The following is a 24,868-nucleotide window of genomic DNA, read 5'->3' as shown; positions in this document are numbered from 1 at the left end:
GGGCCGCCTTTTTCGTTCCCCGGAAGGTGACCCGCCGCGTCACTCCGGCTGTGCGAAAGGTGAATGGCGGCTGACCGGGAAATGAACTGGTTTCTTGATCAGGTCAGTTGGTTTTCCGGTGCGGTGGAGTTCACGGTTTGTTGGCATCACGTTGTCTCTCCCCTCGGCGTGCCTGCCTACCTTCGCCGGTGTGCCTGAACCATTCGTTCCGCCCTTGCGCACAGCCGTGCTGGCGGATTCCGACACCCGGTGGAAATGGGGCGCGCTCACCGCGCGCCGGATATCCCCGGACACGGCCCTCCACGGATTCCTGCTCCGGGGCAGGGCCACCCCCACCGCGCGGCAGCTGGCCGAGACGGGAGCCGGCGCCGACGAACTGCGGGAGGTCACCGTCCGCGACTTCCTCGCGGCGATGAGCGGGACCGCCCCCGGCACCGCGGCGGACCCCGACGGCACCCGTCCCCCCTTCGACGTTCTCGTGCTGGCCTGTGTGGGCGGCACCATCCAGGCGATGCTGCACGGCCTGGCGCGGACCTGGGCAGCGGCCCCCCGCAGGCCGGTCGTCGTCACCGGCTACGTCGGCGTCGTCTACGAGAAGCTGGCCGACGGTCTGCTGCTGCGGCACGGCGCGGACATCATCCTGGCCAACAGCCCGTACGACGCGGAACGGTTCCGCGCCCTGTACCGCGGCGTCGGCGCCGACGACTCGGCCGTCACCACCTGCGCCCTGCCCTTCCTGGAGGGCGCTCCCCACGATCCGGGCGCCGTCGCACGCGGCGAGCGGCCCTACCGCGTGGTCTTCGCCGTCCAGCCCTCGGTGCCGGCCTCCCGGGCGGACCGTGTCCACCTGCTGGAACGCGCCATGGCACACGCCCGGCGGCACCCGGACCGCGAGGTGGTGCTCAAGCTCCGCAGCAGGCCCGGCGAGCACACCACCCACGTCGAGGAACTGCCCTACCAGCGCCTGCTGGACCGCGCGGGCGGCGAGCGCCCGGCCAACTTCCGCCTCGCCTACGGCAACATGGGCGAGCTGCTGGACGGCACCGACCTGCTGGTCACCGTCAGCTCCACCGCCGCCCTGGAGGCGCTGCACCGGGGCATCCCCACCGCCGTGCTCAGCGACCTGGGCGTCCGCGAGGCGCTGGGCAACCACTACTTCGCCGGCTCCGGGTGCGTCACCTCCTGGGACCGGCTGGACAGCGGCGAGCTGCCGGTGCCCGACACCGGATGGCTGGCGGCCCAGGGACTGGGCGCCGGTGCGGACGGCTCCTGGGCCGAGGCCCGCCGCCGGCTCGCCGGGCTCGTGGAGCGCTCCCGGACCTCCGGTCTGCCGGCCCCGGCCCCCTACTACTCGCCGCGTACCGCGCCCGGCTACCTGCCCGGCGTACTCGCCCGGCACGGCCTGGACACCAAGGGCGACCCGCTCCCGGAACGTTCCGGCACCGGCCGCACCGGCAGGGCGGGTGCCGCGGCCCGGCGGCTGGTCCGCCGCGCGGCCCGCGGCCTGTACCGGGCCGGAGTGCAGCGAGTGGCACCGCTGATCCGCAGGTGGGGGCAGCTGTGAGCACCCCCGCACCCTTCATCCGCACCGAGCGAGGCGAGACAACCGTGACAGACGTGCTGGCCGTCATCCCGGCCCGCGGGGGCTCCAAGGGCGTGCCCGGCAAGAACCTGGCGCCGGTGGGCGACGCCCCGCTGGTGGCCCGGGCCGTCCGCGCGTGCCGGGCCGCCCGCCTGCCCACCGCCGTGCTGGTCTCCACCGACGACCCGGACATCGCCGCCGCCGCGCACTCGGCCGGCGCCCGGGTCGCCGAGCGGCCGGCCGGCATCTCCGGGGACACCGCGAGCAGCGAGTCCGCCGTGCTGCACGCCATGGACGTGCACCGGGCGCACCGAGGCCGCGACGCGGACGTGGTGCTGCTCGTCCAGTGCACCAGCCCTTTTCTCACCGCCGAGGAGATCGACGGGGTCGCCGCGGCGGTGCTGGACGGCGCCGACAGCGCGCTGACCGTCGCCCCCTTCCACGGCTTCCTGTGGCGGGAGGCGGCCGGCACCGGCGGCCACGGCGTCAACCACGACAAGGCGTACCGTCCGCGGCGCCAGGACCGGCCGCAGGACCTGCTGGAGACCGGCGCCGCCTACGCCATGCGGGCCGACGGCTTCCGCGCCGAGCGGCACCGGTTCTTCGGCCGCACCGAACTGGTGCGCACCGACCCGGCCCGGGTGCTGGAGATCGACGACCCGCACGACCTGGCCCGGGCCCGTGCCCTGGCCCCGCTGCTGGACACCGCCGGGCCCGCCACCGGCGCCCCGCCGGCCTGCCGGCTGCCCGGCCGCGCCGATATCGACGCGGTGGTACTGGACTTCGACGGCACCCAGACCGACGACCGGGTGCTGATCGACTCCGACGGACGGGAGACGGTCGCCGTGCACCGCGGCGACGGCCTGGGCATCGCCGCGCTGCGCCGCGCCGGGCTGCCGGTGCTGATCCTGTCCACGGAACAGAACCCGGTCGTGGCCGCACGGGCGCGCAAGCTGCGCGTCCCGGTGCTGCACGGCATCGACCGGAAGGACCTCGCACTCAAGCAGTGGTGCGAGGAGCAAGGAATCGCGCCGGAGCGCGTGCTCTACGCCGGCAACGACGTCAACGACCTGCCCTGTTTCGGCCTGGCCGGCTGGCCGGTCGCGGTCGCCGGTGCCCACGACGTCGTCCGTGCCGCCGCCCGTGCCGTCACCTCCGCCCCCGGCGGAGCCGGCGCGATCCGCGAGATCGCCTCGTGGATCCTCGGAAAGGAACTGACTGCCTCATGACTGGTTCGACCAGCTCCCGCCTTCGTACGCTCGGCGACCGCACCGCGGGTCCCGGCCGCCCGGTCTACATCACCGGTGAGATCGGCATCAACCACAACGGTGATCTGGAGAACGCCTTCGCCCTCATCGACGCCGCCGCCGACGCCGGCTGCGACGCGGTGAAGTTCCAGAAGCGCACGCCGGAGATCTGCACCCCCCGCGACCAGTGGGACATCGAACGCGACACCCCCTGGGGCCGGATGACCTACATCGACTACCGGCACCGGGTCGAGTTCGACGAGGACGGCTACCGGGCCATCGACGCCTACTGCCGCAAGCGCGGCATCGACTGGTTCGCCTCGCCGTGGGACACCGAGGCCGTCGCCTTCCTGGAGAAGTTCGAGGTGCCCGCCCACAAGGTGGCCTCCGCCTCGCTCACCGACGACGAACTGCTGCGGGAGCTGCGGGCCACCGGCCGCACGGTGATCCTGTCCACCGGGATGTCCACCCCGCAGCAGATCCGGCACGCCGTCGAGGTGCTGGGCAGCGAGAACATCCTGCTCTGCCACGCCACCAGCACCTACCCGGCCAAGGCCGAGGAACTCAACCTGCGGATGATCCACACCCTGCAGAGCGAGTACCCGAACGTGCCGATCGGCTACTCCGGGCACGAGACCGGCCTGCAGACGACGCTGGCCGCCGTCGCGCTGGGCGCGGTCTTCGTGGAGCGGCACATCACCCTGGACCGCGCGATGTGGGGTTCGGACCAGGCCGCCTCCGTCGAGCCGCAGGGCCTGCAGCGGCTGGTGCGGGACATCCGGACCATCGAGGAGTCCCTGGGCGACGGCGTGAAGCGGGTCTACGACAGTGAGCTCGCCCCGATGAAGAAGCTGCGCCGGGTCAAGGGGGCCGTGGCCGAGCGGGAGCAGGCCGCCGCTCCCGCGCCCGCCGCGGTCTGAGCCCCGGCCCCGACGGCCGACACCCACGGACGGAGCCTGCCATGAGTCACCCGGAAGGCCGGACACTCGCGTTCGCCGAGAGCCCGGTCCAGCTCCTCAACATCCTGGAATGGGCGCACGTGGCCGACGCGGGGGAGGTCACCGTGATCGTGCTGCCGCCGCACGATCCCACGACCCGCGGCCAGCTTCGCCGGATGGCGCAGCTCGCCGGGGACGAGGGCGTCCGGGTGCTGTGGCGGGAGGCGCGCGGCGGGGCCGTCACCCCGTCGCGCGCGCTGGCCGCGCTCGCCGGCCCGGTACGCCGGGCGGAGCGCCTGGTCATCGGCGACCCGTTCTCCCGGTACCTCCAGCTGCTGCTGTCGGTGTCGCCGCCGCGCGACATCACGGTGGTGGACGACGGGACGGCCACCATGGAGTTCATCGTGCAGCTCGCCCGGGGCGAACGGCTGGTGCGCTGGCACCGGCCCGCGTCCCGCGGGGCGCGGGCGGCGCTCTTCGCGCCTGTCGCCCGGCGGGCGGTGCGCCGGATGACCCCGGCGGCGGGGCGGGGCGTGGAGGTGTTCAGCGCGATGCCGGTCGAGGCACCGCCGGGGGTGACGGTCACGGAGAACACCTTCGCCTGGACCCGCGCCCGTTTCGGGCCGCCGAGAATAGCGCGCGGCGCCGATCTGGTGGGCACCTCCCTGGTGGAGACCGGCGTGGTCCGGGAGGACGACTACCTGGCCGCGGTGTCCTGGCTGGCCCGCACACACGGGGTGGCGCGCTACTTCGCGCACCGCAGGGAGAGCGGGGAGAAGCTGCGCAGGGTGGCGTCCGAGGCCGGGGTGGAGATCGTCCGCCCCGACCTGCCGCTGGAACTGGTGGCCCGCCGCGGTCCGATCGGGGCCCGGCTGCTCAGCTTTCCGTCCACGGTGGTCCACACCCTGCCCCGGGTGCTGGCCGGCACGGCCGTCGACGTCGCGGTGTGTGATGTCTCCGAGGCGTGGTTCACGGAGCGGGCGTCGCCGAGGGCGGGCGGGTTCCTCTCGGCGGTGGCCGGTACGGCCCGCGGTGCGCAGCGGCTGGCCTCGCTGCCCGCTCCGCCGTGAATCCGCCCGCCGCGGACGGGTGACAAGGACGAACGCCGGTGAACATCGGGCGAATCGGACACCGTGGTTGTGACTGGTCCCACAGCATGACCGGAAGGGTGGCGGTAACCTCGTAAGGGTGAAGAAGCAGTCATACCCCACCCGGCTCCGCCGTATGCGTCGCGCGGCTGCTTTCTTTGTCATCCTCCAGGATGAACTTTCCACTCCGATGGCCTGTTGGCCGTTGCGGAGGGTTAGTCTCCTCCCGTGAGTCACCTGCTGTCACCGGAACCCACCGCCGGCCCGGCGGTCAGCGAGATCGGCGCGATCGGCGCGGCCGCCGCCCTCGGCAACGAAGCGCTGCCCGGGACGCTCCCGCAGGAGCTGCGAGGCGAGCTCATCGCCTTCCGCCGCGACCTCCACATGCACCCCGAGCTGGGGAACCAGGAGATCCGCACCACCGCGGTGATCAAGGAGCGGCTGGAGCGGGCGGGGCTCGCCCCGCGGGTGCTCGAGGCCGGCACCGGCCTGGTGTGCGACATCCCCGGTTCGGCCGGCGGCCCGGCCCTGGCCCTGCGCGCCGACATCGACGCCCTGCCCATCCCGGACACCAAGACCGTCCCGTACCGCTCCACCGTCCCCGGCCGCGCCCACGCCTGCGGCCACGACGTGCACGCCACGGTGGTGCTCGGAGCGGGCCTGGTGCTGGCCGCGCTGGCCCGCGAGGGCCGGCTGGAGCGGCCGGTCCGGCTGCTGTTCCAGCCCGCCGAGGAGGTGCTGCCCGGCGGCGCGCAGGACGCGATCGAGTGCGGTGTGCTCGACGGCGTCGGCCGTATCCTCGCCCTGCACTGCGACCCCAAGGTGGACGCCGGGCGGATCGGGCTGCGCACCGGTGCGATCACCTCGGCCTGCGACCGGCTCGAAGTGGCGCTGGCCGGGCCCGGCGGTCACACCGCCCGCCCGCACCTGACCACCGACCTGGTCACCGCCGCGGCCCGGGTCGCCATCGAGGTCCCGGCGCTGCTGGCCCGCCGGGTCGACACCCGCGCGGGGCTCGCGGTGACCTGGGGAAGGCTGGAGACCGGCCACGCCCCCAATGTCATTCCGCAGTGCGCCGAGCTGTCCGGCACCGTCCGCTGCCTGGAGCTGGAGGCGTGGCGCGAGGCGCCGGATCTGGTGCACGCCGCGATCGACGAGGTGGCGGCGACGCACCGGGCGAAGTCCGAGGTCCGCTACATCCGCGGTGTGCCGCCGGTGGTCAACGAGGCCGACTCGACGGCGCTGCTGGAGGCGGCGATGACCACCCGGTTCGGCGCGGGCACGGTGGAGGAGACCCAGCAGAGCCTGGGCGGCGAGGACTTCTCCTGGTACCTGGAGCATGTGCCCGGTGCGATGGCCCGGCTGGGTGTCCGCACCCCCGGCTCCACCGTCTCCCGCGACATCCATCAGGGCGACTTCGACGTGGACGAGAGCGCCATCGCCGTCGGTGTGGAACTGCTCACGGCCGCTGCCTTCCTGAGCACCGGCGACCGCTGACGCCCCCGCGCGCCGGGGATGGCCGGATCGGGCCCCTCCCGCGATCTGCCGGACACGGTCCGGTGGCCGGACGAAACGGCCGGTGACGGGCGCACCCCTTGTGGAGGGATGGCGTTCACGACGATCTGATAACAGCCCCGGAGTCGGCGTTCTGGCCGGTTCTACGCGCGTTACGATCGGCGGAGCCAGCGCCGTCGGAGGCGCTTTCGATGGAAGGGAACGCCCTCTTGCGCCGCGTATCCACGTTCGCAGCCGCGGTCGCCGCCACGGTGACCCTCGCTCTGACCGCCACCGCCTGTGGCGAGAGCTCCACCGAGTCCAGCTCTTCCGGTGACGGCGGGGACAAGGGCGTCGGTATCGCCTTCGATGTCGGCGGCCGGGACGACGCCTCGTTCAACGAGGCCGCCGCCCGTGGTGCCGACCGCGCCGAGGAAGAACTCGGCGTCGAGGCGAAGTTCATGACCGCCCGCAACGAGGAGACCGAGGCCGACCGCGAGCAGCGGCTGACCGCGCTCGCCCAGCAGGGCTACAACCCGGTCATCGGTGTCGGTTTCCTCTACGGCCCGTCGATCGAGAAGGTCGCCAAGGAGTTCCCCGACACCACCTTCGGGGTCATCGACGCCGCCCCCGAGGGCGACAACATCTACGGCGCCACTTTCGCCGAGCACGAGGGCTCCTACCTCGCCGGTGTCGCCGCCGCCCTGAAGAGCGAGACCGGCAAGGTCGGCTTCATCGGCGCGCTGGACACCGCCCTGATCCAGAAGTTCCAGGCCGGCTTCGAGCAGGGCGCCAAGGACACCGACCCGGACATCGAGGTGGTCTCCGAGTACCTGGCCGACAACGACAGCGGCTTCAACGACCAGGCCGGGGCCAAGGACAAGGCCCAGGGCATGCTGGAGCGCGACATCGACGTCATCTACACCGCCGCCGGCCTGTCCGGTGTGGGCTCGATCGAGGAGATCAGCGAGCACGGCGGCGCCTGGGCGATCGGTGTGGACTCCGACCAGTACGAGCAGCCCGGCCTGGAGGAGTACCAGGACGTGATCCTGACCTCCGTGATGAAGGGTGTGGACGTCGCGGTCTTCGACCTCATCAAGAGCGTCCAGGACGGCGAGCCGCTGAGCGGCCCCAAGGTCTACACCCTGGCGGAGGACGGCGTCTCGCTGTCCACCTCCGGCGGGTTCATCGACGACATCATGGAGCAGATCGACGAGGCGCGGCAGAAGATCGCCGACGGCGAGATCGAGGTCCGCGAGACCCCGTGACCGGCTGAGGCCGGGTGCCACGACCCGGCCGCGGCCCCCTGCCGCCCTGCCACAGGGCGGCAGGGCGGCGGGCGGCCGGCCCGGTCCGTGAGGACCACCAGAAAACGGGGGGCCGTACCCTCCTTCCGGCGCTACGCGCGTAGCGTCCGGGGCGGCGCGATATCGTCCGCCTGTCCCAGCGGCCCCGCTCCTTCCCCCGAGGAGAGTGCGTCATCGCATCCCCCAGCAGCCCCGCGAACGACGGGACCCCCGCCGTCGAACTGCGCGGCATCACCAAACGCTTCCCCGGTGTGGTGGCCAACCACGACATCGACATCACCGTCCGGCGGGGCTCCGTGCACGCCCTGGTCGGGGAGAACGGCGCCGGCAAGTCCACCCTGATGAAGATCCTCTACGGCATGCAGAAGCCGGACGAGGGAACCATCACCGTGGAGGGCGAGCAGGTCTCCTTCGGCTCCCCGGCCGACGCCATCGCGCGCGGCATCGGCATGGTGCACCAGCACTTCATGCTCGCCGACAACCTCACCGTCCTGGAGAACATCGTCCTGGGCGCCGAGAAGCTGCACGGCATCGGCTCCGCGGCCCGCGCCCGGATCAAGGAGATCTCCGAGTCCTACGGGCTGAACGTGCAGCCCGACCTGCTGGTGGAGGAGATCGGGGTCGCCGACCGGCAGCGGGTGGAGATCCTGAAGGTGCTCTACCGGGGTGCCCGCACCCTGATCCTGGACGAGCCGACCGCCGTCCTGGTGCCGCAGGAAGTCGAGGCGCTCTTCCGTAATCTGCGGGAGCTCAAGGCCGAGGGCCTGACCGTCATCTTCATCTCCCACAAGCTGGGCGAGGTGCTGTCCGTCGCCGACGACATCACCGTCATCCGGCGCGGCACCACCGTGGCCTCCGTGGTGCCGGCGCAGACCAGCGCCCGGCAGCTGGCCGAGCTGATGGTCGGCAGCGAACTTCCCACCCCCGAGACCCGCGAGTCCACCGTCACCGACGAGCCGATGCTCGGCGTGCGGGGGCTCCACCTGTCCGGCCGGGACGCCGACGGGCTGCTGCGCGAGGTGCTGGCCGACATCGGCTTCACCATCCACCGCGGTGAGGTGCTGGGCATAGCCGGCGTGGAGGGCAACGGCCAGGCGGAGCTCGTCGAGACCATCATGGGCATCCGCACCCCGGACGGCGGCACCATCACGCTGGACGGCCAGGACGTCTCGCACGAGCCCACCCGGCGCCGCCGGGAGGCCGGCATCGCCTACATTCCCGAGGACCGGCACCGCCACGGGCTGCTGCTGAACGCCCCGCTGTGGGAGAACCGCATGCTGGGCCACGTCACCGAGACCCCCAACAGCCGCGGCCCGCTGCTGACCCTGAGCAGTGCCCGCGAGGACACCCGGCGCATCGTCGAGGAGTACGACGTGCGCACCCCGGGCATCGAGGTCACCGCGGCCAGCCTGTCCGGCGGCAACCAGCAGAAGCTGATCGTCGGCCGGGAGATGAGCCACCATCCCAAGGTCCTGATCGCCGCCCACCCCACCCGCGGCGTGGACGTCGGCGCGCAGGCACAGATCTGGGACCAGATCCGCCACGCCCGCCGCGAGGGGCTGGCGGTGCTGCTGATCTCCGCCGACCTCGACGAGCTGATCGGCCTGTCCGACACCCTGCGGGTGATGTACCGGGGGCGGCTGGTCGCCGAGGCCGATCCGGCCACCGTGACGCCCGAGGAACTCGGCACCGCCATGACCGGCGCCGTCACCGGCCGGCTGAGCGGCCCGGACGGCGGGGACGACAACGGCCCGCGGCTGGAGAAGGGGGAGGACCGGTGAACGGTCTGCTGCGCAGGTTCGACAGGGAGAAGCTGGTCCTGGGCCTCGCCGCCCCGGCCCTCGCCCTGGCCACGGCCTTCGCCATCACCTCGGTGATCATGCTGATCACCGACCAGAATCCGCTCTACGCCTTCGGCGTGATGATCGACTTCGGCTCCAAGAGCGACAGCCAGGTCTGGATCATCAACAAGGCGATCCCGTACTACCTGTCCGCGGTGGCCGTCGCCATCGGCTTCCGGATGAACCTGTTCAACATCGGTGTGGACGGGCAGTACCGGGTGGCGGCCTTCTTCGCCGCCGTCGTCGGCGGCGCGCTCACCCTCCCCGGCATCATCCAGATCCCGGTGATCCTGCTGGTCGCCGTCGTCGTGGGTGCCCTGTGGTCCGGGATCGCCGGCTACCTCAAGGCCACCCGGGGCGTCAGCGAGGTGATCACCACGATCATGCTGAACGCCATCGCCGGCGCGCTCATCGGCTACTTCCTCAAGGAAGGCCGGCTGGCGCAGCGCACCGACAACATCCGGCACACCGAGCGCCTCCCCGAGCAGGCCTGGTTCTTCGAGATCCCGACCCAGGTGCAGCCCATCCACGGCACCATCATCATCGCCGCGGCGGTCGGCATCGGCTACTGGTTCCTGCTCAACCGCACCCGCTTCGGCTACGACCTGCGGGCCGTCGGGCAGTCCGAGTCCGCCGCCCAGGCCAGCGGTGTCAGCGTCAAGCGGACCGTGATCAGCGCGATGCTGCTGTCCGGCGCGGTCGCCGGCCTGGTGGGCATGCCCACGCTGCTCAACGTCTCGGGCAACTACGGCAACGACTTCCCCGAGGGCATCGGCTTCATCGGCATCGCGATCGCGCTGCTCGGCCGCAACCACCCCATCGGCATGGCCTTCGCCGCGCTGCTGTGGGGCTTCCTGGAGCGCACCGGCAACCAGCTCGAGTTCGAGGGCTACGCCCAGGAGATCATCGGCGTGATGCAGGGCGTCATCGTCCTGTCCGTGGTCATCGCCTACGAACTCGTCCGCCGCTGGGGCCTCAAACGCCAGCAGCGGGTGGTCGGCGAGCAGCTCGCCGCCCAGGCCCGCAAGAACGACTCGGCGGAGGTGTCCGCGTGACCACCGAACTGTCCACCACGCTCGCCCAGCGGGTGAAGGCCCGCGGCCCGGTGGAGAACGGGCGCCGCCCCAAGCTGGGCTACCCCGGCATCCTGCTGATCATCGCCGGCGGACTGCTGCTGCTGTCGGTGGTGCGGGCCGTGACCGGGGAGGTCAGCCTCACCAACACCGGCCAGTGGTCCAGCGCGATGACCTTCGCGGTGCCCATCGGCCTCGCCGGCCTCGGCGGTCTGTGGGCCGAGCGGGCCGGTGTGATCAACATCGGCCTCGAAGGCATGATGATGCTCGGCCTGTTCTCCGCCGGCTGGATCGGCTGGCAGTACGGGCCCTGGGCGGCGGTGCTCGCCGGGATCATCGGCGGCATGCTCGGCGGTCTGGTGCACGCCATAGCGACCGTCACCTTCGGGGTGGACCACATCGTCTCGGGTGTGGCCGTGAACATCCTCGCGCTGGGCGTGGTGCAGTTCCTCGCCAAGCTGTGGTTCGGCGCGGAGGGCAGCGAGGCGGCGGCCTCCGGCGGCAACGACAAACAGTCGCCCCGGATGGAGGGACGGATCCCTGTCTACACGGTGCCGTACCTGTCCGACTGGCTTGAGAGCGTCCATGCCAAGGGCTGGTTCTTCTTCTCCGACGCGGCCGGCATCCTGCGGGCCGGTGTGGCCGACGTGTCCTGGCTGACCCTCTTCGCGATCATGTTGTTCGTGGTCACCTACGTCGTGCTGTGGCGCACCTCCTTCGGCCTGCGGCTGCGGTCCTGCGGGGAGAACCCGGTCGCCACCGAGTCGCTGGGTGTCAACGTCTACCTCTACAAGTACGCGGCCCTGGCCGTCTCCGGGGCCTTCGCCGGGCTCGGCGGCGCCTATCTGGCCAACATCATCCGGATGTACCAGGACGGGCAGACCGGCGGCCGTGGCTACCTCGGTCTGGCGACCATGATCTTCGGCAACTGGCGCCCGGGCGGTGTGGCCATGGGTGCGGGGCTCTTCGGCTTCATGGACGCCCTGCAGAACCGCGGCGGCGGCGCCACCGTGCACGCCCTGCTGCTCTTCTTCGCGCTGGCCCTGGCGTGCGTGGCGCTCTGGCAGTGGTGGCGCATGCGCTGGGTCGCGGCCGCGGTGACCGGCGGTCTCGCGGTGGGCTTCTGGCTCTGGTTCCGCTACACGGAGGACATGCCGACCGAGCTGGTCACCGCCAGCCCGTACATCACCACGCTGCTGGTCCTGACGCTGTTCACCCAGCGATTGCGGGTACCGAAGGCCATCGGCAAGCCCTATCGCCGGGGTCAGGGAACGTGACCGAAGCGATCTGGCCCGCCCTGCGGGCCGCGGCCCGGGACGCCGCGTCCCGGGCCTACGCCCCCTACTCGCACTACCCGGTGGGCGCCGCCGCCCGGGTGGCCGGCGACGGCCGCACGGTGACCGGCTGCAACGTGGAGAACGCCTCCTACGGGATAGGGCTGTGCGCCGAGTGCGGCCTGGTCTCCGCGCTGCACGCCACCGGCGGCGGCCGGCTCACCCACTTCACCTGCTGCGACGGCGACGGCCGCACCATCACCCCGTGCGGCCGCTGCCGGCAGCTGCTGTGGGAGCACGGCGGCCCGGACCTGCTGGTCGACACCCCCGAGGGCATCGTCCGCATGGAGCGCATGCTGCCCCAGGCGTTCGGCCCCGCCCACCTGCGCGACGCCGGCCCCGCCGGGGGCCGCTAGCCCCGCACCCGCATCCGGCACCGGAACCAGCCAGACGAAGGACCCCATGGACGCCATCAGCATCATCCGGACCAAGCGCGACGGCGGGGCCCTCACCCCCGCTCAGATCGACTGGGTCGTCGACGCGTACACCCGCGGCACGGTAGCCGACGAGCAGATGTCCGCGCTGGCCATGGCCATCCTGCTCAACGGGATGGACCGGGCGGAGATCGCCCGGTGGACGGCGGCCATGATCGCCTCCGGGGACCGGATGGACTTCTCCTCCCTGGACCGGCCCACCACCGACAAGCACTCCACCGGCGGTGTCGGCGACAAGATCACGCTGCCGCTGGCACCGCTGGTCGCCGCCTGCGGAGCCGCCGTCCCGCAGCTGTCCGGCCGTGGCCTGGGCCACACCGGCGGCACCCTGGACAAGCTGGAGTCGGTGCCCGGCTGGCGGGCCCGGCTGTCCACCGAGGAGATGCTGGACGTGCTGCGCGAGGCCGGTGCGGTGATCTGCGCGGCCGGTGACGGCCTGGCCCCGGCGGACCGCAAGCTCTACGCGCTGCGCGACGTGACCGGGACCGTGGAGTCGATCCCGCTGATCGCCAGTTCCATCATGAGCAAGAAGATCGCCGAGGGCACCGGCGCCCTGGTGCTCGACGTCAAGGTGGGCTCCGGTGCCTTCATGAAGAACCTGGACGACGCCCGGGAACTGGCCCGCACCATGGTCGGCCTGGGGAAGGACCACGGCGTGCGGACGGTGGCGCTGCTCACCGACATGTCCGTCCCGCTCGGACTGGCCGCGGGCAACGCCCTGGAGGTCCGCGAGTCGGTCGAGGTGCTGGCCGGCGGCGGGCCCGCCGACGTCGTCGAGCTCACCCTCGCCCTGGCCCGGGAGATGCTGGACGCCGCCGGGCTGCCCGACGCGGACCCGGCCCGCGCGCTGGCCGACGGCTCGGCGATGGACCACTGGCGCCGCATGATCACCGCCCAGGGCGGTGACCCGGACGCCCCGCTGCCGGTGGCCCGCGAGCAGCACACCCTCACCGCCCCCGCCTCCGGCGTGCTGACCGCCCTGGACGCCTACGCCGTCGGCGTCGCCGCCTGGCGGCTGGGCGCGGGCCGGGCCCGCAAGGAGGACCCGGTCCAGGCCGGGGCCGGGATCGAACTGCACGCGAGGCCCGGCGACACGGTCACGGCCGGCGCGCCGCTGCTGACCCTGCACACCGACACGCCCGAGCGTTTCGAGGACGCCCTCGCGGCCCTGGCGGACGACGCGGTGGCGGTCACCCCCGCCGAGGGGCCGCGGTCCGTGTCCCCGGCGCGACCCTCCGTCGTGCTCGAACGCGTCGACTGAGGTTCACCCGCCGTACGGGCCACGGTGGGGAGAAGTTCCGGCCGGAAGGACTATCCACCGTCCGTAATGCCGGAATTTCCGACAGGATGGTTTCTCATGGCATGTAGCCTGAGAGGCGGTTTCGGCGGACGCGAGGATTCAGGAGGTGGTGCTGTGATGCGCAGCGAGCCTCCCAGTCATCCCTCGCGCAGCGCCGCCGGGCCCGGGTAGGAGACTGCTCCCGGCGCGGTCGGCGTGTGCGCGGACACCGGTTCTCGACCGACCGCCACCGCTTCGTGGGAGCACCCCGCCATGTCCTACCTGCCCGTCCTGCTCGATGACCACGACCTCGCCGGCGCCCTGGAGTGGCTGGAGACCCAGCCGCCCTACGCCATCGCCGACGAGATCGCCCGAATGGACGAGGTCAACTCGGTCGTGGCCTTCCGGCTGCTCGACAAGGACCGCGCCATCGAGGTCTTCGAGGAGCTCGACCCCGTCGACCAGCAGCAGATCCTGCAGGGGCTGCGCGACCAGACCTTCCGCGACCTGGTCGAGGCGATGGACCCCGACGACCGGGCCAGGATGCTCAAGGAGGCCCCGGCCAAGGTCGCCAAGCGGGTGCTGGCCGGCCTGAGCCCGCACGAGCGGCAGATGACCGCCGCCCTGCTGGGCTACCCCGAGGGGTCCCTGGGCCGCTACATGACGCCCGAGACGGTCGCCCTGCACAAGGAGCTGACCGTCCATCAGGCGCTGGAGACGGTGCGGCGCCGGGGCGGCCAGGCAGAGACCATCTACACCCTGCCGGTGGTGGACGTCGGCCGCCGCCTGCTGGGCGTCGTCGAGCTGCGGGACCTCGTCCTCAGCGACCCCGACGCGCTGCTGGCCGACCTGGTCGACACCGAGACCCCGCACGCCCGCGCCACCGACCCCGCCGAGCAGGCCGCCCGCCTGATGCGGGAGACCAACGTCATCGCCCTGCCGGTGGTCGACAGCGAGGACCGGCTGGTCGGTCTGCTCACCATCGACGACGCGGTCGAGGTCATCGAGGCCGCCGACACCGAGGACGTCGCCCGGCAGTCCGGTGCCGAGCCGCTGGAGCGGCACTACATGTCGGCCAGCGTCTTCCAGCTCTCCCGCGCCCGCGCGGTCTGGCTGACGCTGCTGCTGCTCGCCGCCACCCTCACCGTCACCGTCACCCAGGCGTTCGAGGGCGAGCTGGAGACCGTCACCCAGTTGGCGCTGTTCATCCCGCTGCTCATCGGCGCGGGCGGAAACGCCGGTGCCCAGGCCGCCACGGCGGCGGTCCGTGCGCTGGCCGTCGGCGAGGTGCGTACCTCGGACCTGCTGCGGGTGATCTGGCGGGAATGCCGCACCGGTCTGCTGCTGGGCTGCATGCTCGCCGTGGTCGGCCTCGGGGTCGGCGCCCTGTTCGTCGGCTGGAAGATCGCCGCGGTCGTCGGCATCACCCTGGTCGTCATCTGCGGCTGGGCCTCCACCATCGGCGGCACCATGCCGCTGCTGGCCAAGAAGCTGCGCATCGACCCGGCCGTGGTCTCCGCCCCGATGGTCACCACCCTCGTCGACGCCACCGGCCTGATCATCTACTTCAGCACCGCCAAGATCGTCCTCGGCATCTGACGACCCGCGCGCCTGGGTTCCGTCCCGCCCCGACCCGGTCCGGCCCGGCCCGGCCACCGGCAGGGTCACGTCCGGGGCCAGGCTCCCAGCGTCCCGGCCGCCGTGTGCAGGGCAGGCGGCCCGCCGGGACGCCGGAGCGGCGCGGCGGGCAGCAGACGCCAGACGGTGACGTGCCCGAGCCGCAGCCCCAGCTGCGTCGGCGAGTAGCCCTTGTTCAGCAGCTCCGCCCGGTGCCTGCGGACCTCCAGCCGCGCGCAGTGCGCCGCGTTCCACCCCGGCGCGGGCCCGGCGTGCCACAGGCCCAGGACCGGCCCGGTGATCTCCACCCACCAGCGCCGCGCGGCCAGTTCCCGCAGCACGCGGCAGGTGACGGCCAGCCTCCGGCAGGTCCGTGCCAGCCGGCGGGCGTGCTCGGCACGGATGAGCAGCGAACCCTCAGCGTACGGATCGGACTCCAGGTGCCACCTCGCCTCCCGCGCCACCCGCTCGCCGTACTCCCGCTCCCGCATGCCGGCCGGCCCCTGCCGCGCCAGCTCCGCCACGGCGTCGCACAGCTCGATCAGCAGCGCCCGCAGCTCCACCGTCACCGCCAGCACCCGTCCGCTGTCGGCCAGCACGCCGCCCGGAGCCCCCGGCCCCAGTACCCGGCCGCACACCGTCTGCACCCGCCCCAGGTCCACCCCGCCCCGCGCCACCCCGGCCACCCGCCCCTTCACCGGGCTGCCCGAAGAGACGCGGCGAGGGCGGATGCGGCATCGGCGAGCAACTGCATGTGGACCACCGAGGACATGGCTCCCGGTGGCGGGCCGTCGGTAAGGAGTTGGCGAGCGTGGGCCGACGCCTGGCTCATGGTCCGCCGTTCGGCAGGGGGCAAGTCGCCTGCTGCCGTGGTGCATGCCGTCAGCAAGGTGTCCAGATGCCGTCCCAGCTCCTCGGTGACCGAGGCGACCTCCTTCGACCGCACTTGTCCGGTGTAGAGCCTGCGGGAATGCCGCACGGCCCTGCGCAGGGCCTCGTGGTCGAAGTCGTCCGCGAGCGCGTTGTCCGACGGGGTCTCCATGGTGTCCTCCACAGCCTTCGTTGCCTGTCGTCATCAGACAACTACTGAGAGAAAGGGGAAGTGTGCACAGATGTTGCACAGCGGCCCTTCGCAGGGGGCGCGCGAGGGCTGACGGTCCGTGAGGTGGGGAAGACTTTCGGTATGCACGCTGTCGACGCCGTTGCCCCGTCCGCTGTGGGCGAGAACATCGCTCTCCTGCGGAAGACCCGTGACCTGTCGCAGAGAGCCCTGGCCACCCGGGCCAGGATCTCGCTCTCCCTGCTGTCCAAGATCGAGATCGGTGACCGGGCATGCCGGCCCGCAGTAGCCGCCGCGATCGCCAATGCGCTGGGTGTGCACGTGTCCGAGGTCTACGGGCAGCCGTACGCGGAGGCCCCGGATTCCGAGCTCATCACCGCGCTACGGTCGGCCGTGCGCCGACACCGTCACCCGAGCGTGAGCGACGTGCGGGAACGGCAACTGCCCGCCGACATCGCTCATGCCTCCCGGCTGCGCTCCGAGACCCGGTACAGCGATCTGCTGCGCATTCTGCCCGACCTGCTGTCACGCGCGGTGGCACACGCGCACGACAGCGGGGAACCAGAGGCGTGGCAGATGCTGGTCGACGCCTACGCCTGTGCGTGGACCATCGCGCACCGGCTCGGATACCCGGATCTCGCCGACCTGATCGCCGCCCGTCAGGAGTGGGCGGCCAGCCGGCATTCGACGCCGGTCGCCCTGCTGGGGGCTGCCTGGAGCGAATCGGGCTGCTTCCAGTCGGCAGGGGATTACCTGGAAGGGCTGGCGGTCACCGACCGGGCGCTGGCCGGCGTCGCCGCCCGTGATCTGGACGATGTGGACGCGCTGGTCGCCGTCGGTTCGCTCCACCTGCGGGCGGTCGCACTCGCCGGCCGGGCGCGCGACGCCGGTACTGTCGACCACCACCTCTCCCACGCCCGTCGGCTCGCCGAACGCATGCCGGGCAAAGGTGACCACTACCGTCACAACCTCACGTTCGGGCCGGGCAATGTTCTGCTGCACGAACTCGCCGTCCACGTCGAACTGGACCGTCCCCGGAAAGCGGTGGCCATGGCTGCCGGGCTCGCCGACGCGAGGCTGCCCGGTCTGCAGCCGACGCGACTGGGTCACCTGCACATCGACACAGCCCGCGCCCACCTCGCCGACGGCAATCGGGACGCGTCGCTGGAGTCGCTGCTGCGAGCACGGGAAGTAGCGCCCCAGATGGCCCGGATCCATCCCATGTCCCGAGAGGTGCTGCGCGTGCTGGTCTCCCTGCACCGCCGCTCCCGCCCCGAACTGGCAGGACTCGCCAAGTGGGCGGGATTGCCACGGGCCTGAGAAGTCAGAGTCCGCCCCGGCCCACGGCTCCCGCCCGTCGGAGTCGTTCAGGGCTCTCCACGTCCCGTTGCGCGATAGGGACGGCCACGTGCTTGTCGGGGGTCCATCGATGCAGGTCGGGGATGGGAAGCCACTGAGTCGTCCGGTAAGGGGCACTTCGGGTGTGCGGAAGAGTGAGATGCAGAGGCGTTGCTCTGCGCAGTCCGAGGACTTCTGCAAGCGCTGCTCGTCCGCGTACGTGATCAAGGCGTCCGGGGTGTCGTGGGGGGTGCCCCCTGCTTCCCCGCGGCGGAGAAGAGAAGGGTGGCCGAGGCGCCACTCCTCGCGGTAGTTCTCCTGATAGCGCACCTCGTTGAGGCCGATCCGACGGAGGATGTCAGCCATGGCGTGCAGGTCGGTTACCTCGGTCTCGATCTCCTTGGTGCCGTCGATCGTGGTGGCGTCGGTGACCTGCTTCAGCGTGAGCGTCGAGCGTGTGCCCTCGTCGCGCAGCCGGAGCCAGGCCCCGCTCCAGGGAGTTGTTCTCGAAGATCTTGCGGGTGAGGAGCGTGCGGGGGAGCGCTTGGACGGCGCCAAGAGCGGTCAGTTTGGCCTTGAGACCTGCGGTGTCCACGGCCAGAAACTTGGCCTCGTACTCGTGCTTCATTGGGTCTTCTCTCAGGAGTGGTCGGTGGCTCGGGCCGCCATGAGCAGGCCCATCCGGTGGGTATGGTCGTGCGGCCGGCCGACGTGGGGCCGCTCGGTGAACCTGTTCGTGCGCACGGTGAGCAGGATCTCCCAGTCTCCGGGGAAGTGCGCAGCCGCTCCGGGGAGGTGAAGTGCTCGATCAGGTGGTGGCGTCCTTCGACAGGCATCATGAACTCCGCACCGAACACACCACCAGGGCGGACCAGGCGCTGCATGCGCTCGACGAACTCGGCAAGCGGACGGTGGTGGTTGGGGCCCGTCACCGCCACGAGCCGATAGGACGTCACATCCCACGCTCAGCAGGCAAACCGCCCACCTCGGCACTTCTCAAAGGCCCTGGGTGCATAACTGCATTTGCCGCCATGCTCGGCAATGTGCCGACCGCCTTGCGGCAGTCTTGCGGGGTGCCTGGCTGGCGACCGGAGCGCCAAGGCTGGCACTCCGGTCCGATGTCGAAGTGCACGTGCCCGTTGCTCGCGCAGCCCTCTTTGGGAGGGTGGTTCCGCGTTTCGGGCGGACCCGGCACTGTTCGAGTCGTTGTGGGGCGCTGCGCGAGGCTCAGGGAATAGCTTCGATGCGCTCCATGTGTTCCTCGCCCCATTCGCCGAGCGGCGCGAGTGCCGCGTTGAGGGACCTGCCGAATTCCGTCAGCGAGTACTCCACCTTGGGCGGCACCTGGTGGTAGACCTCGCGGTGCACCAGGCCGCTCGCCTCCATTTCCCGCAACTGAAGGATCAGTATTCTCTCACTGATTCCGGGGACCGCCCGCCGCAGTTCTCCGAAGCGCAGCGGACCTTCGTCGAGTGAGAAGAGGAGTAATCCTTTCCATTTGCCGCCCATGACGGCGATGGCGGCATCGAGTCCGCAGATATAGGTCCGTTTGGTCATCGGTACTCCTACTGACAAGAATGTGGGTACCGAACAGAATTGTAGGTACTTGAGGGAATGCAATCCAGGGCCCAGTATGGAACGGGCGCCGCGCCCGGACTCGTTCGTCCGGCGGCTCTTCTGCGTCGCCCGACCATCCGACTGCTGACTGGAGCAACGCATGACCGGGGCCAATCCCCTGCCCGTGACCGTCGTCGGGCTCGGCTCGATGGGCCGGGCACTGGCCGAGGTGTTTATCGACGCCGGCCACCCGACGACGGTGTGGAACCGCACACCGGCCAAGGCCGCACCCCTGGTGGCCAAGGGGGCCGTCCAGGCCGGGGAGGTGAGTGCGGCTCTCGCGGCGAGTCCGCTGGTCATCACCTGCCTGACCACCTTCGAGGACACCCGCTCCGTACTGGAGCCGGCCGCGGCGACGGTGTCCGGACGGGCGCTTGTCACCCTGAACAGCGGTTCGCCCGCCGACGCCCGTGGAATGGCCGCCTGGGCGGCCGGCCACGGGGCCCGCTTTCTGGCGGGAGCGGTCAAGAACGTCCCGGCGGGGGTGGGAGCGCCGGACACGCTGCTGTACTACGGCGGGGACAGGGCGGTTTTCGACGAGTACAGGACGACGCTGGAGGTCATGGGCGGCGATACCGTCCACCTCGGAAACGAGGCCGACCTCGCCGCCCTGTACGAAATGGCGGTCGGGGCGATGCTGCTGCCCGCGCTCGTCGGGTTCTTCCAGGGCGCAGCCGCGGTCCAGGCCCGTGGACTGGAGGCGAGCAGCACGGTGCGGTTCGCCGGGAAGTGGCTGGACATGATCAAGTCGCTGCTGCCGGTCTACGCCGAGGAAATCGACAGTCGCGACTACACGGACGCGGGCTCCAGTGTGAACCTCTTCCTCGCGGGCGCGGACCACGACAGGGATCTGGCCGAGGAGACGAACGTCGACACGTCCTGGCTCGCTCCCTTGCACGATCTGGTGCAGCGGGCGGTGGAGGCCGGCCACGGCGACCACAGCGTCTCGGCCCTGACCGAACTGCTCAGGAAGCCCGAACCGGTGGCGTGACCGGTACCGGGACCCTTTCAGGGCCTGGGCAGGGGGCGGCGGGCCAGGAGGTAGCCGCGCTGGGTCTTCTCCGGGAAGTCGCCGTCCTCGTCGGGCTCGCGCACCATCCGGGCCCGCAGCTCCAGCCCCGCCCGTTCCAGCAGCTCGGTGACGCGGTCGGGCTGCCGGGAGTGGAAGTCGAGCGAGACGGGGTGGCCGAACGCCTCCGCCAGGTGCGTGTGGTCCTCGCCGACCTGGAAGGCCAGGGCCAGATGACCGCCCGGTGCCAGCACCCGGTGGAACTCCGCGAACACCGCGGGCAGCCGTCCGTCGGGGATGTGGATGACCGAGTACCAGGCCACGATGCCGCCAAGCGACGCGTCCGGCAGGTCCAGGGACGTCATGGTGCCCTCGTAGAACGGCAGGTCCGGGTGGGCCTGCCGGGCCACCGCGATCATCTTCGGTGACAGGTCGATCCCGAAGGTGTCCAGACCGAGGGAGTGCAGGTGCGCGGTCACCCGCCCCGGGCCGCACCCGAGGTCGGCGACCGATCCGTTGCCGGCGGCCCGCACCAGCTCGGCGAAACCGGCCAGCAGCGCCCGCTCCAGTGGCTTGCTCGCCAGCTCGCCCCGGAAACGCTCGGCGTAGTCGGCGGCCACGGCGTCGTAGGACGCGCGGGTCGTGCGCAGGAAGTCCGGTTCGGTCATGGTCGAGCACCCTACTCCGTGCGTGTTTCAGCTGGTAGATCCAGGGGTGGGGGGTTACCGCCGGCATCCGCCGCCGCACCGTGCGTCCCCGTAGGCGACGGCGGCGGGTGGCTGTCCGGGGCCCCGGAAGCGCGGCGGAGCCGGCGGAAGAGGGCCCGGTGGTGCGCGTCACCAACGGGTCACAGCCGGGGTACAGGCGCTGTCGCGAGGGTGATGATCCGTCACGTTCTGTGCAACGATCGAAGGGCGGTGTACGGGGGGTCGCGAGAGGGGACGAAGCATGGTGGGGGAACGCCGGCCGATCTTCGAGCGCCGTGCGGCCATCGAGGCGGTGCGGAAACTGACCGAGCCCTCCTGGCCAGCCCGTCCCGGCGAACGCAGGCCAGTGGTGGTCTTCGAAGGGACCAGGGGCAGTGGGAAGTCGGTTCTGCTGGATGTCCTGGCGGGGAAGCTGGATCAGTTCGTGCCCTACGGCCGGGCGGACTTCGCCGACCCGCGGCACGAGGACGTGGCGTACACGCTGTCCATGGCCGCCGGGCGAATGGCCCGGCACCGTCCCCGCTACCGCCGGCTGACCTTTCCCCGGCTGCTCATCGGGCTGCTGGTGATGGAGCAGGATCTCGCCCACCTGAACTGGGAGGACGCGCGCAAGGCGGTGACGGCGCTGCTCAAGGAGCGGCGCGGCCGGGCCTGGCCGGTGCGGGCGCTGGGGTCGGTGGCCGGGCAGGCAAGTGTGACCGGTGAGCTGGCGAGCGGCGGCACCACCACGGTGTTCCGGGTGCCGCTGAAGCTTCTGGCCGAGCTGGGCGTGGCCTCGCTGCCCGAGGGGGCCCAGCGCTGGTACGGCCACCGTGACCGAGGGCTGACCGACCGGGCGGTGGATACCCTGATCGAGCTCAACACCGCCGCCCGTGCCGCCCGGGACGAGGAGGCTGACACCGCTTCCGGGCGTGCGGCCCGGGACCGGGTGGGCGGGCTGCTGTGCGAGGCGTTCCTGGCCGACCTGCGGGACTGCCCGCGCAGGGTGTGGAAGCTTCCCACCCCGGTGCTGCTGCTGGACAACGTGGACACCCCGGCGGGCCGTTCCTTCCTCCGCCGCTTCCTGGACGCCCGCCCGCTCCTGGGCGCCGACCAGCACGCCGAACCGCTGACCGTGGTGGCGACCGGCGAGGAGGACCTGTCCGTCACCTTCGAGACCGAGGCGGTTCCGCTGGAGGGCCTGCTCTCCGTCGAGGCAGGCGCGGGTGCGGTGGAGGGGACGCCGGTGTGGCTGAGCTACCCGTTGCCCGACTTCACCCGGGCCAACGTGCAGGACCTGCTGGCCGGGGCGTCCGGCGGGACGGACCGGCGTACTGCCCGGATCATCCACGGCTTCACCGCGGGCCACCCGGAGTCGGCCGGGCTGCTGGCCGGTCTCGCCGCCCGCAACCCCCTGCCGGAGGGCGGGATCGCCGGGCTGCTGGCGCTGTCGCTGCCGGACAGCGCGGGGTCCCCGGATGAGCCGACGGTCCAGGAGTGGCTGCTGCGCCGCCTGGCAGTGGCGGCCGACGGCCGTGCCGGTGACAGCAAACTGGCTGCCTTCGCCTCCTGCTCCGCCGCCCGCAACGAGAGTGACGGCCTGTGGCTGAGTCATCAGAGCGACCTGGTCAACCCGGCCTGGGCGGAGGCGGTGCGGGAGGCCGGGCTGTGGGATGACAGCGCCCGGGCCGCTGTGCTGCGACGGCTGCTGCTGTACAGGCTCGCCGGGCGCGCGCCGGACGACCCCGCCGGATGGACGGCCGTGCACGCCAGACTGCGGGGCCGGTGCCGGGAGAACGGGGACCGGGACGGAGAGCTGTACCACCGGCTGGCCGGTGATGAACTCGAGGCGGCCGCGGAGGAGGTGGCCCGGCTGCTGCCCGAGCTCCCCGCCGAGGCCTGGCTGGAGCTGCTGGACACGGTGGCCGGGGCGCCGTGCGGGGTGCCCGAGCGGCACCTGCTGTCCCCCTACGCCCGGTTGCAGGCGGCCACGTCCTCGCTGCCGCCGGACGGACTGGGCGGCGCGTCCGCGCAGGTCGCACAGCTGGTGGCGGCCCTGCGGGTGGTCCGGGACCCGGGGGCCGGTGTGGAACGCGAGTTCCTGTGTACGCAGGTCGCGGTTCTCCTCGGCGCGCTGGCCCCGCTGTCGCCGGACGGCCTGGTCGCACTGAACCGGGAGGCCGCGGAGTTCAAGAGGCAGGCCACCTGGTGGACCTGAGCGCATGTCACTGCAAGCCGTCGATGCCGGCAAGGGAGTGCGAATGACCCGGTACGCGCCCGACCATGATGACTCGTTCCGACCGCGTCAACGGCGGCTGCGCCGGCCCATATGGGTGACCGCCGGCGTACTGGCAGCGGCCCTGGTCGCTGCTGCGCTGGTCTGGGTTCCACCACGGCTGGCCTGCGGTCTCGGCTCGGGGCTGGTGGAGCGGGGCGGGGAGTGCATCGGTGTCACCGACGGCTCGCCGGCGTTCGTGCCCGGGGAGAAGAGCGGACTGGAACAGCAGTTTCGCGCCATCCAGGCGCTGATCAAGGCCGAGAACGACAGTGTCGCGGCGTCGGGGGAGGAGGCGGTCACGGTGGCCCTGCTGACCTCCCTGACGCCGGTGGACGGCGGTCCGCTGTCCCCGCAACAGACGCTCCGCTCGATGCAGGGCGCCTATGTGGCGCAGAAGCGGGCCAACGACCCGGCCGGCGGAATGGGTGACGCCCAGCCGAAGGTCCGCCTGCACCTGGCCAATACCGGCAGTCGGCAGACTCAGTGGCAGCCAGTGGCGGAGGAACTGGCATCCATGAAGGACGCAGGGGCTCCACTGGTCGCGACGGTCGGCGGCGGTGTCAGCACTCGTATCACCGAGGACGCCTTTCGCGCGCTGGCCGACGAGAAGATTCCGATGTTCGCGGCGGTGGCGAGCGCCGACGGGCTCAACCGGAGCGGCCGGACAGGGGGAGGGGCGGACCGCGAGGGACGGATAGAGGGGCTGGTGCGTATCACACCGAGCAACACGGACTTCGTTCTCGCGCTCAAAGACTATGTGAAGGAGCGCGGTGATCTGGAGAACGCGATCCTCCTCTTCGACGAGAGCGAGCCGGATCTCCATGTGGCCACGCTGACCGAAGCGTTTCGGAAACACATGGCCGAGGAGATCGGCGGTACGCCCGACCAGCCGTTCTCCGGCTCCACCGGCACTGACGACGCGAAGAGTCACCCGTTCAGCCCTCTGGTACGCAGTATCTGTCGCACCGAGGCGGACATGGTGCTCTTCTCCGGACGTACCGCCGATCTGGAGAAGTTCCTTGTCCAGCTCACGGACCGGCCCTGCAAGGAGACGCGGCAGTTCGCGGTGCTGTTCGCGGAGACCGGCCCGGCCCTGTCGGCGGACGAGGAAAAGACTCTCGGCAACGCGGGGATCACCATGGTGTACGCGTCCTCCTACGATCCGGGGTGGAGGGCGGACGCGCGCGAAGGTGAGCCGGTCCCCGTGGGATTCGCCGACTTTCACCGCGCGTTCGTCGAACACCTGGGTGAGGAGGACCTGTCGGCTCTGGAGAGCGGGGACACGGAGCGGGGGCAGGGCTCCAAGGCGCCGGACGCCGAGGTGTACGCCGCGCTGTCGAACGGCTACGCGGTGGCCCATCACGACGCGGTGATGGCGGCGGTCCAGGCGATCAGGCTGAGCAACGAGGACAACGATGGCGGGGACATCTCCGCCGAGCGCGTCATCCAGGTGCAGTTCAACCTCAACATCGACAACGTGGTGGAAGGGGCCGGCGGGAGCCTGGAGTTCCGTCCGGACCGCAACGGCGATCCGACCGGGAAGCTGGTGCCGGTCATCGAACTGCCGCCCGCCGGGAACCGGATCGATCCCTATGTGACCGGATCGGGCACGCGGTAGCCACGGGGGCAGGGGAGACACAGGGCTT

Annotated in this window: 20 protein-coding genes and 1 pseudogene; 16 read left to right on the top strand and 5 right to left on the bottom strand. The window is 71.6% G+C overall.

What is annotated here, in order from left to right; genetic code table 11:
* Positions 1 to 190: 190 nt before the first annotated feature.
* From ABD299_RS07695 to mgtE, 12 genes are all read left to right on the top strand, one after another.
* Positions 191 to 1,564, top strand: coding sequence for a DUF6716 putative glycosyltransferase (locus tag ABD299_RS07695; RefSeq protein WP_344259764.1), 1,374 nt, complete (start codon positions 191 to 193; stop codon positions 1,562 to 1,564).
* The gene (locus ABD299_RS07690; protein ID WP_344259763.1) at positions 1,561 to 2,811 is read left to right on the top strand and encodes a cytidylyltransferase domain-containing protein; all 1,251 of its coding nucleotides are present in this window, start codon (positions 1,561 to 1,563) and stop codon (positions 2,809 to 2,811) included. The genes ABD299_RS07695 and ABD299_RS07690 overlap by 4 nt, the downstream gene beginning before the upstream one ends.
* Positions 2,808 to 3,749, top strand: a complete 942-nt coding sequence (locus ABD299_RS07685; RefSeq protein WP_344259762.1) for an N-acetylneuraminate synthase family protein — start codon at positions 2,808 to 2,810, stop codon at positions 3,747 to 3,749. Before ABD299_RS07690 ends, ABD299_RS07685 begins: the two co-directional genes overlap by 4 nt.
* A gap of 41 nt (positions 3,750 to 3,790) precedes the next feature.
* Positions 3,791 to 4,837: a hypothetical protein gene (locus ABD299_RS07680; RefSeq protein WP_344259761.1), complete on the top strand. Its 1,047-nt coding sequence runs from the start codon at positions 3,791 to 3,793 to the stop codon at positions 4,835 to 4,837.
* 297 nt (positions 4,838 to 5,134) lie between these two features.
* Complete coding sequence (locus ABD299_RS07675; RefSeq protein WP_425581279.1) at positions 5,135 to 6,352, top strand: M20 family metallopeptidase; 1,218 nt, start codon at positions 5,135 to 5,137, stop codon at positions 6,350 to 6,352.
* Between the two features lie 227 nt (positions 6,353 to 6,579).
* Positions 6,580 to 7,617: a BMP family lipoprotein gene (locus ABD299_RS07670; protein ID WP_344259760.1), complete on the top strand. Its 1,038-nt coding sequence runs from the start codon at positions 6,580 to 6,582 to the stop codon at positions 7,615 to 7,617.
* 212 nt (positions 7,618 to 7,829) lie between these two features.
* Positions 7,830 to 9,437, top strand: coding sequence for an ABC transporter ATP-binding protein (locus ABD299_RS07665; protein ID WP_344259823.1), 1,608 nt, complete (start codon positions 7,830 to 7,832; stop codon positions 9,435 to 9,437).
* Positions 9,434 to 10,552: an ABC transporter permease gene (locus ABD299_RS07660; protein WP_344259759.1), complete on the top strand. Its 1,119-nt coding sequence runs from the start codon at positions 9,434 to 9,436 to the stop codon at positions 10,550 to 10,552. The genes ABD299_RS07665 and ABD299_RS07660 overlap by 4 nt, the downstream gene beginning before the upstream one ends.
* Positions 10,549 to 11,847 (top strand): ABC transporter permease, encoded by a 1,299-nt coding sequence (locus ABD299_RS07655; protein WP_425581271.1) that lies wholly within the window; start codon positions 10,549 to 10,551, stop codon positions 11,845 to 11,847. Before ABD299_RS07660 ends, ABD299_RS07655 begins: the two co-directional genes overlap by 4 nt.
* Positions 11,844 to 12,260 (top strand): cytidine deaminase, encoded by a 417-nt coding sequence (locus ABD299_RS07650; RefSeq protein WP_344259758.1) that lies wholly within the window; start codon positions 11,844 to 11,846, stop codon positions 12,258 to 12,260. Before ABD299_RS07655 ends, ABD299_RS07650 begins: the two co-directional genes overlap by 4 nt.
* A gap of 46 nt (positions 12,261 to 12,306) precedes the next feature.
* Positions 12,307 to 13,599: a thymidine phosphorylase gene (locus ABD299_RS07645; protein WP_344259757.1), complete on the top strand. Its 1,293-nt coding sequence runs from the start codon at positions 12,307 to 12,309 to the stop codon at positions 13,597 to 13,599.
* A 291-nt stretch (positions 13,600 to 13,890) separates the two neighbouring features.
* Entirely contained in the window at positions 13,891 to 15,216 is a 1,326-nt protein-coding gene (gene mgtE, locus ABD299_RS07640; protein WP_344259756.1) for a magnesium transporter, read from the top strand.
* A 65-nt stretch (positions 15,217 to 15,281) separates the two neighbouring features.
* Here the strand turns inward: mgtE and ABD299_RS07635 are convergent, their stop codons facing one another.
* Positions 15,282 to 15,920 (bottom strand): DUF6415 family natural product biosynthesis protein, encoded by a 639-nt coding sequence (locus ABD299_RS07635; RefSeq protein WP_344259755.1) that lies wholly within the window; start codon positions 15,918 to 15,920, stop codon positions 15,282 to 15,284.
* Between the two features lie 8 nt (positions 15,921 to 15,928).
* Positions 15,929 to 16,276 carry a DUF6415 family natural product biosynthesis protein gene (locus ABD299_RS07630; protein WP_344259754.1) on the bottom strand — a complete coding sequence of 116 codons (348 nt, stop codon included), beginning with the start codon at positions 16,274 to 16,276 and terminating at the stop codon, positions 15,929 to 15,931.
* A 141-nt stretch (positions 16,277 to 16,417) separates the two neighbouring features.
* Between ABD299_RS07630 and ABD299_RS07625 the strand changes: the two genes are divergently transcribed.
* On the top strand, positions 16,418 to 17,614 hold the full coding sequence (locus ABD299_RS07625) for a helix-turn-helix domain-containing protein (RefSeq protein ID WP_344259753.1): 1,197 nt from the start codon (positions 16,418 to 16,420) through the stop codon (positions 17,612 to 17,614).
* A 306-nt stretch (positions 17,615 to 17,920) separates the two neighbouring features.
* On the opposite strand, the pseudogene ABD299_RS07620 reads toward ABD299_RS07625, so the two are convergent.
* Positions 17,921 to 18,260, bottom strand: a pseudogene (locus tag ABD299_RS07620) (CYTH domain-containing protein); the annotation flags it as partial.
* A gap of 599 nt (positions 18,261 to 18,859) precedes the next feature.
* The gene (locus tag ABD299_RS07615) at positions 18,860 to 19,189 is read right to left on the bottom strand and encodes a winged helix-turn-helix transcriptional regulator (RefSeq protein WP_344259752.1); all 330 of its coding nucleotides are present in this window, start codon (positions 19,187 to 19,189) and stop codon (positions 18,860 to 18,862) included.
* Between the two features lie 160 nt (positions 19,190 to 19,349).
* Between ABD299_RS07615 and ABD299_RS07610 the strand changes: the two genes are divergently transcribed.
* On the top strand, positions 19,350 to 20,240 hold the full coding sequence (locus ABD299_RS07610; RefSeq protein ID WP_344259751.1) for an NAD(P)-dependent oxidoreductase: 891 nt from the start codon (positions 19,350 to 19,352) through the stop codon (positions 20,238 to 20,240).
* 17 nt (positions 20,241 to 20,257) lie between these two features.
* On the opposite strand, the gene ABD299_RS07605 is transcribed toward ABD299_RS07610, so the two are convergent.
* Positions 20,258 to 20,926 (bottom strand): class I SAM-dependent DNA methyltransferase, encoded by a 669-nt coding sequence (locus tag ABD299_RS07605; RefSeq protein ID WP_344259750.1) that lies wholly within the window; start codon positions 20,924 to 20,926, stop codon positions 20,258 to 20,260.
* A gap of 280 nt (positions 20,927 to 21,206) precedes the next feature.
* Here ABD299_RS07605 and ABD299_RS07600 point away from each other — a divergent pair, with 280 nt between their 5' ends.
* Both ABD299_RS07600 and ABD299_RS07595 read left to right on the top strand, forming a co-directional pair.
* On the top strand, positions 21,207 to 23,162 hold the full coding sequence (locus ABD299_RS07600; RefSeq protein ID WP_344259749.1) for a hypothetical protein: 1,956 nt from the start codon (positions 21,207 to 21,209) through the stop codon (positions 23,160 to 23,162).
* Between the two features lie 43 nt (positions 23,163 to 23,205).
* Positions 23,206 to 24,840: a type 1 periplasmic-binding domain-containing protein gene (locus tag ABD299_RS07595; protein ID WP_344259748.1), complete on the top strand. Its 1,635-nt coding sequence runs from the start codon at positions 23,206 to 23,208 to the stop codon at positions 24,838 to 24,840.
* The last annotated feature ends 28 nt before the right edge of the window (positions 24,841 to 24,868 follow it).

The organism is Streptomyces sodiiphilus (genome assembly GCF_039529215.1).
GTDB classification, from domain to species: Bacteria; Actinomycetota; Actinomycetes; order Streptomycetales; family Streptomycetaceae; genus Streptomyces; species Streptomyces sodiiphilus.
This window is presented reverse-complemented; position numbering and strand designations above follow the sequence as displayed.